This window comes from Atopobium deltae, assembly GCF_001552785.1.
Classification (GTDB): Bacteria; Actinomycetota; Coriobacteriia; order Coriobacteriales; family Atopobiaceae; genus Atopobium; species Atopobium deltae.
Genome location: NZ_KQ959506.1, coordinates 10,783 through 17,615, shown reverse-complemented (window position 1 = coordinate 17,615; position 6,833 = coordinate 10,783). Strand labels below are relative to the sequence as shown.

Annotated in this window: 7 protein-coding genes and 1 tRNA gene; 3 read left to right on the top strand and 5 right to left on the bottom strand. The window is 41.3% G+C overall.

The window, feature by feature from the left end:
- Positions 1-940 (top strand): hypothetical protein (locus HMPREF3192_RS06940; protein ID WP_197414564.1); only part of this gene is annotated, 940 nt, incomplete at its 5' end.
- A gap of 627 nt (positions 941-1,567) precedes the next feature.
- On the opposite strand, the gene HMPREF3192_RS04280 is transcribed toward HMPREF3192_RS06940, so the two are convergent.
- The gene (locus HMPREF3192_RS04280) at positions 1,568-2,458 is read right to left on the bottom strand and encodes a GIY-YIG nuclease family protein (RefSeq protein WP_066305718.1); all 891 of its coding nucleotides are present in this window, start codon (positions 2,456-2,458) and stop codon (positions 1,568-1,570) included.
- 129 nt (positions 2,459-2,587) lie between these two features.
- Complete coding sequence (locus HMPREF3192_RS06640) at positions 2,588-3,061, bottom strand: YhgE/Pip domain-containing protein (RefSeq protein WP_156422868.1); 474 nt, start codon at positions 3,059-3,061, stop codon at positions 2,588-2,590.
- A 167-nt stretch (positions 3,062-3,228) separates the two neighbouring features.
- Between HMPREF3192_RS06640 and HMPREF3192_RS04270 the strand changes: the two genes are divergently transcribed.
- Positions 3,229-3,304: transfer RNA gene (locus tag HMPREF3192_RS04270), tRNA-Ala, on the top strand.
- 231 nt (positions 3,305-3,535) lie between these two features.
- Here the strand turns inward: HMPREF3192_RS04270 and HMPREF3192_RS04265 are convergent.
- The 3 genes from HMPREF3192_RS04265 to HMPREF3192_RS07130 form a co-directional block, all read right to left on the bottom strand.
- A complete protein-coding gene (locus HMPREF3192_RS04265; protein ID WP_066305716.1) occupies positions 3,536-4,600 on the bottom strand; it encodes a site-specific integrase in 1,065 nt (354 codons plus the stop codon).
- 347 nt (positions 4,601-4,947) lie between these two features.
- Positions 4,948-6,045 carry a type I restriction endonuclease gene (locus HMPREF3192_RS04255; protein WP_066305714.1) on the bottom strand — a complete coding sequence of 366 codons (1,098 nt, stop codon included), beginning with the start codon at positions 6,043-6,045 and terminating at the stop codon, positions 4,948-4,950.
- Positions 6,046-6,151: 106 nt separating this feature from the next.
- Complete coding sequence (locus HMPREF3192_RS07130; RefSeq protein WP_407921948.1) at positions 6,152-6,340, bottom strand: helix-turn-helix domain-containing protein; 189 nt, start codon at positions 6,338-6,340, stop codon at positions 6,152-6,154.
- Between the two features lie 227 nt (positions 6,341-6,567).
- On the opposite strand from HMPREF3192_RS07130, the gene HMPREF3192_RS04245 reads away from it, so the two are divergent.
- Positions 6,568-6,792, top strand: coding sequence for a helix-turn-helix domain-containing protein (locus HMPREF3192_RS04245; protein ID WP_066305709.1), 225 nt, complete (start codon positions 6,568-6,570; stop codon positions 6,790-6,792).
- Positions 6,793-6,833: the final 41 nt, after the last annotated feature.

The following is a 6,833-nucleotide window of genomic DNA, read 5'->3' as shown; positions in this document are numbered from 1 at the left end:
AAAGCAACTGCGACACTCAAACCCCTTCCTCACAGAAAAAAGAAAAAATAATCAAAGTGAAGAATCATATGAGCTGACTAGAAAGTTTGGTCTGATTCTAGCAAAAGACATCGTTACAAATAACAACAGTTTCGTGCGTCAGTCATTTTCCGACTTATTAACTCCTACAGACGAAAAAAATATAAAATCTAAACTTTCTGAAAATGGTTTTGTACCAGATGACGATATTAATATTTCTTCTGATCAGACAGCTGCTCTTTCTAAAGCAATAATAGATGGTCTACAATATCCACAACGGCGTGATGGTCACTTTCATTACACTGATATAATGAAGTTCCTTGAAAAATTATGTACTATCTTTAAGTGGGAACAATATGAATTTTCTACATTAGGAAAAGTAACTAACGGACAGCATAAAAAATTAAGCTGGTATGGTGTGCTCCTAATGCAGTGGATTTCTGGATTCGGACTAAACAATATCATAAATGAAGGCATTGAGTATCATCGAGGGCACCCAGATAACTTTTGGATTAATAAAACTCAAATAGCTACATACCAAGATACGATAGAATTTCGCAATATTCTTTTTGCTGATACCCTTGAAGTAATTGATAATATCATACTTTTCAGTCTATCGAACTATTTCTTAAAGTTTTCTAATGAATATAAAAGAATACATAAAGTAACTTCTTTTCCTAACGACTGGTACGAATACGTTGAGTATGGAACAACTAACGCTGAAACCATTATTCTGCAGAGAATTGGATTCAGCCGCGAAACAGCAACTTATCTCAAGCACCACAAAGAATATTTAATAAATGCGGAAAATGGTCAGTGTAAACTAAAAAGAACTCTTTTAGAGTGCCCTAATATTAGTGTCAGAAACGAAGCTCAAAATATGATCTTGAATATGCCAGAAGTATTTGACCAAAAGATATAAAACGACTCAACAATGTAAAACAAGATAAGATAATTTCAAGTTAAATTTTACCTTGTGTTTTGTTTAATAATCACATAACTCCACTTCACCAGCTGGGTGCAAAGTGGGTGCACTTTTTAACGTTAACATCCTGTGCACTCGACACTAGAGCGTTGATATCTTCCCTCATACAGCCAAATCACACTCAGCCTCCGGAATAAGTCAAGTACTGATAGCCCCCCTAAGAAGTAAAAAGCACCCCCCCTAAAAGCAAAAGAACACACCCTTGTCTAAATAGCACACACCCCTAAAAGCAAAAAGACACCCCTAAAAAAGAAAAAATCCAGCGTCAATTCACGCCGGACTTGCATTCACGTTCTTCTGTTTCATCAACCTACAATAAGCCCTTATTTACAGTGTTTTTCTAGGCTACAGCCACTGGGCTTTGTATCATTTCCTGTAAAGTTATCTCTAGTTTCATTACGTGTTGGATACAATGAAACTTTGCCTTTATAACTCTGAAACTATTCATAGGAATCCTGAAACCTTAGCTTAGAACTCTGAAAATTTAACCTTAAATTCTGAAACCTTTTTAGGCATCAAAAAAGACGGTATTACTACCACCTTAATTATTTACACATAACGCTTTTAGATTTCCATTTCTTCTAAATCTTTAAGCGATTTGCCATCTTCCGTTTTCCAGGCGGTCTTACCGTTTGTTGTCATTCCTAAAACAAATGCAGCGGCATAAGATGGACTCTTAAATAAATAATTCTTGGTGAGCTCACCGTCTTTAATTTCGTTATTTTGTTTGCAACGCTGTCTTAGCTCTTTTATGGTATCTGGGATGGCATCAGAATCTGTTTCTTCAATCTGGCTTCTTGCTAATACCACAAATCCCTCATTCGTTCGTTTGCAATGTGCTTCTATGGTCTTATGCGATCGCTTAATCTTTCGAGAAAGACTTAATAACAGTTCATTATCGTCTTGCTCTTCAACTACAGATGCTTGCGTTTTTACTAAAGGTACAAAAATCTTATATCCTAAAACACCAAGCATCATCTTAAACTGCTCAACATAAACCTCTAACTCCGCTTCTTTTTCTTCCGTCACATTACCAGGGTTAGGATCATTACCATTTCTTACTTTGTAACGATCAGTATCAATAGCAAGGTTAGTAAATTTGTTTTCAAGATAACTTATTTCCGTTGGTCCCCAAGAATTGTCACTAGTCGTAAACATAACCGCTTCACTAAAGTAAAAATCGTCTTTTAGGTGTTCATTAACTCTAAAAAGAACACCTTCACCGTTTTTCCTGATACCAGCTTGCCCTATGTATACTTCATCCTCGTCATTATCATTCTTGCCAAACAAAAAATAAACGCCACACTGCTTGAGTTGTGCTCTATTCTTACATTTATCTAGATAGTTTCTAGGAACTTTATAAGCTAAACCACTCCAACTAGGAAGCGTGCATTTAATACGCCCAGTAACCTCGCCGTCCATTAAAAATAGGTTAAAAGTTTTACTATTACGCATAGGGAATTCTCTCCATCGATACTCAATTAACCCTATTATACTCAACCTGTAACTCTTTTAACAGCAAAAAAAGCACGTCAGCGACTTGCTGATATGCTTTTATTTTGCCTTGTAACATTTCCTATAAGATTAACGCTTTAGTTCTGTTTTGTTCCCATCAAGGAAAGTAAACTCAGCCTTTCCATCGTGATGCACTGTTAGATAGTCCACCATGCTAAGCCAGACGTTTTCATCGAACGCTGTTAACAAGTCCTGCTTTTTCAAATCCTCGATAAAATATTCAACCTCATCATGTCTTGTTTGCTTGTCAACAATGATAGCTTTGACTTCTAAAAGCGTGTTGACGCGGCAGTAGGGATTCCACACCGACCACGCAAACAGTGCTGCATCGATAAGCGGGACGAGAAGAACCGCAGCGAGAGAGGGGGTGCGGATGAGGTTGCGCTTGCACGCGTGACTTGGCGTGGCGTTGGGCGTCGCAGTTGCGTCCGCTGCTGTGCCTATTGCGGTCGCATCCGCGCTAGACGCACCCGCCGCTGCGCTGGACGCCCCTGACGCCGCGGCGCCTAATGCGGTCTTTTCGGCGTAGATTCTCAAACTCATGTGTACGCTCACCAGACTCATCAGTACACTTTTCAAACTCAGCCATCTTCTCGGCCTCGCTGCGAGTTGCTGCGAGATTTGTGTTTTGTTTTGCATCGTGTCCTTTGTCGAGCGCGATATTTGACATGTTCGAGCGAGATGGTGATAATAACAGCTGTTAGTTTCTTGGGGATGTAGCTCAGTTGGGAGAGCGCTGCCTTCGCAAGGCAGAGGCCGAGGGTTCGAATCCCTTCATCTCCACCATCATTTTTTAGTTTGAATTAAGGCGTTTACCTGCACAAATGCAAAATAATTAAAGTGTAAAAACTTGTTATATAGTGCAAACTGTTGCAAACTGTTGCAAACCGTGTCTAACTGCGGCAACGTGTTGCCACGGATACCCGCCAAAATGTGTATGTGACAGGTTTGTGACAGGTTTTGACCAACGTACCCCAGGTAGCAAAACGTCAACATAAGCTAGACTAGCAATGCATTTTATAAAGTTCTAAATTCATTAACAAGGTCGGACGGTTTGAAGCGGACATATCTATTAACTGTTGTGGTTATATTGGAGTGACCGAGCAATTTAGATACCTTGGTTACGTCTATTCCCGCATTTAGACATGACGTAGCGAAGCTGTGCCGCATGTTCAAAACGCTAATATCCTCAAGCCCATTCCTGCGCAAGTATTTAGCAAGCCGCGCAGCGCCGTGCGCAGGACTCATGCGCTCACCTAAGCGATTGACCACTACAGCCCCCGTTGGATTGTCTAAGCGCTTGTATTCATCGTATAACTCATCATAAAGCCGCTTGCGCATAGGTATATAACGGTTTGATTGATGCGTTTTTGGCGGCATTAGCTTATAACCATCTTGCTCGCGTACACAGGTGCGTTGTACATGGACTAAACGATTATTAAAATCAATATCAGACCATTCAAGTCCGAATATCTCGCCCTTACGCAAGCCCAAGCACAAGCCTAAAAGCGCTATTTTATACAGGTATTCATGGTGCAGGCTATCTAAAAATGTGTCTATATCTTCAAAGCTAGTTAGCCATGCGCCATTATGTTGTTCTGGATATATGCTAGGCGCGGGAAACGTGAAAGTACCTTGTGCCATGTTTTCGTTTATAAATGTATTTGTCTTTGCGTGGTTGAGTATTTGACGCAGTACATCTCGAGCGCGCTTACCCAGTTTTAGCGTTTTGCATTCATCTATCATGTGTTGTACATCACGATGCGTTATAGCATCTATATAAAAGTTACCTAATACAGGCACTATACGTAGCTTAATATCTCGCTTATATTCTTTTAGCGTGTTATATCGCACACGTTGTTCTATATCTGGTAAATACCAACGCTGGATATACTCATTCAGGCGTATTTTATCACGCACTAGAACATCTGTTCTGGTTTTTTCTCTAATATGCGCTTCATATGCAACCGCCTCGCGTTTTGTTTTGAATGTTTTAGTAACTTGCGAACGCTTGCCTTGCATGTTGCGCCCAACGTCAACAAAAACACGCCAAGTATTATATTTTGTTTTGCTTATGCTCATCGTGGGTATACTTTCTGTTGTGAGCTAGAGGACGCTCTAGCAGAAAGCGGATGTACTTACGGGTCTCCGCTTTTTTTAACGGGTAATCATACGTGCACCCGCTATTTTATTTACTTTGCGACTTTTTGATTAACTCACCAATCTCAATATATAGGCGTTTGTTTGCGTCCGTCATTTTGCGGTACAGGTATATCAGCTTATTTTCGCAGTTGTCATAGTCTTCGTTATTGCCTTCTTTCAAGTCAAACAACTCACCAATCGTGCAATTAAAGTAACGCGCAAGCCGCGCCTTGATTGACTTCATAATGCTTGGCTCGCGCATACCGAATCTCATGTCACACACCACGTTATTGGTTAGCTGTTAAATACCGGACTTCGTCTCTAATGACCTTTGCATATTGGTAGATTTCGTTTAAGCTCTTAATGGCCTCTTTTGCCTGCTGTTGCCCGTCCTTGAATAAGACGATGTATTTTTGTTTGTGGTTGAACAGTAAGCGCACAATCGGACGGCGGTTATTGTCATCCAGGAACACCGCGCAATAAGACTTGGAATCTCTCAGAGTGATCCTCTCAGGGGACACCTCAGAACAAGCGATTGCCTTCACGATGTTGTAGCCCATTTTTTCTTCAACGGTGGTTATGATCTCGCCTTTTTCCTCCAGGTCGTTCGATTCTTCCGGGGTTTCTGTTTGTTGCTCATCTTTGCTTGTGTCTGTATCATCAGCGCTTTCTACACCAAGTGCCGCAGATAGGCGTTCGTTTATCTGGTCGTTTAGAAACTTTTTGAGAGCCTTCTCAGCGAGAAGCTGGAATTTGTCTAGGACTGTTTTTGACAGCCTACCTTCGTAGACGCGTGAAGCCAAAAGGCGAACAAGCTCTGAGGACGGAGCCTTGAATTCGTCAGACACCACCCGTTTAATCGCGCTTACGTATTTAAGTTCCTCAGCAGTGTTTGCGATTGAGTCGATGTCGAACGACGGCTTTGTGAGCTTCTGCAGCTCGGGGAGCAAGTTCTTATCTATGTCCAGCAAATCGAGGACCAGAAAAGGCTTTGAATCCATGCGGTTTGGCTCGTCGATGTCCATGTAAAAGTTCCAGACACGACCGTTAGTAAGAACTCCGATACGCGCTCGTGTGCATGCGAAGTACCGATATAGTTGGCTGGCGTTTTCAAGCGAAAGCGTAGAACCCACTTTTTTACACTCGATAAGTATTTGCACTTTACCATCAAGCACGAGGGCATAATCTACTTTCTCGTTCTTCTTAAGTCCAACATCAGCGGTAAATTCAGGTATAACTTCGTTTGGGTTGAATACGTCATATCCGAGGACTTCTCCTATGAACGGCATGATAAAAGCCGTTTTTGTCGCTTCTTCAGTTTGAATGCTGGCCGCCAAATCCTGGATCTTATCCGCTATCTGGCTAATCTTTTCATCGAACTCCATGATTCCTCCTGCTCCGGTTTATTCCACCTTTTTTGTTATACTGGCTCTAGCTAATCAGGCAAACGGGCGTAACACATGTTGCGTCCGTTTTGTTTTATGTGGGTAATCAATCTGAATCACCTTGCTTAATCTTTTCTACTAACTCATCTATTGAAATGTTGAGTATCTCACAAATCTCTAATGATCTACTGAGAGATGGGTCTTTAACGTCACCGTTTAACAATTGATAAACGTAACCCCTTGAAGTTTGCAAACCCTCAGCCATTTTTATTACTGATACGCCCTTACGTTTCATTTCAGCCCTTAAAAAGTCCTTGAACAACATTTTGACAACCCCCTCTACCTGCTAACTCCACAAGGTCAACAAATTCCAATACATAACATTTGACAAGTACCGGAATCGGTACAATAATGTAAGCGTACGCAATGCACCATATACGGTACACCATAAATTGAAAACGGGCAACAGCCCTTTTTATATCAACATAATGTACCGAATACGAATCATGGGAGGAGGGCGCGTTGGAAGCAAAAACAATCCGTGAATGGGTCAATGCTTATAAAGCAAAATCGGAGCAAACCAATTCAGACATTGCCAAGCAAATCGGCATGACCCGAAGAAGTTTTGAAGCACGGTTGGCAGGCAATTGTTCATTTTCTATCAATGAAGCTATTAAATTGTCAGACCTTTTAGGCGTTAGCGTTTCAGAACTTTGCACTAGCCCGTTTGAGCTCACACGCCACTAGCACGACCGCACGACCGAGCAGCACCGAATAACGCTATAAGC

Excerpts from the sequence above, each read along its gene's own strand:
- HMPREF3192_RS07130 (WP_407921948.1), bottom strand. The coding sequence starts at position 6,340 with ATGAAACGTAAGGGCGTATCAGTAATAAAAATGGCTGAGGGTTTGCAA.
- HMPREF3192_RS06640 (WP_156422868.1), bottom strand. The coding sequence starts at position 3,061 with ATGAGTTTGAGAATCTACGCCGAAAAGACCGCATTAGGCGCCGCGGCG.
- HMPREF3192_RS04265 (WP_066305716.1), bottom strand. The coding sequence starts at position 4,600 with ATGAGCATAAGCAAAACAAAATATAATACTTGGCGTGTTTTTGTTGAC.
- HMPREF3192_RS04280 (WP_066305718.1), bottom strand. The coding sequence starts at position 2,458 with ATGCGTAATAGTAAAACTTTTAACCTATTTTTAATGGACGGCGAGGTT.
- HMPREF3192_RS04255 (WP_066305714.1), bottom strand. The coding sequence starts at position 6,045 with ATGGAGTTCGATGAAAAGATTAGCCAGATAGCGGATAAGATCCAGGAT.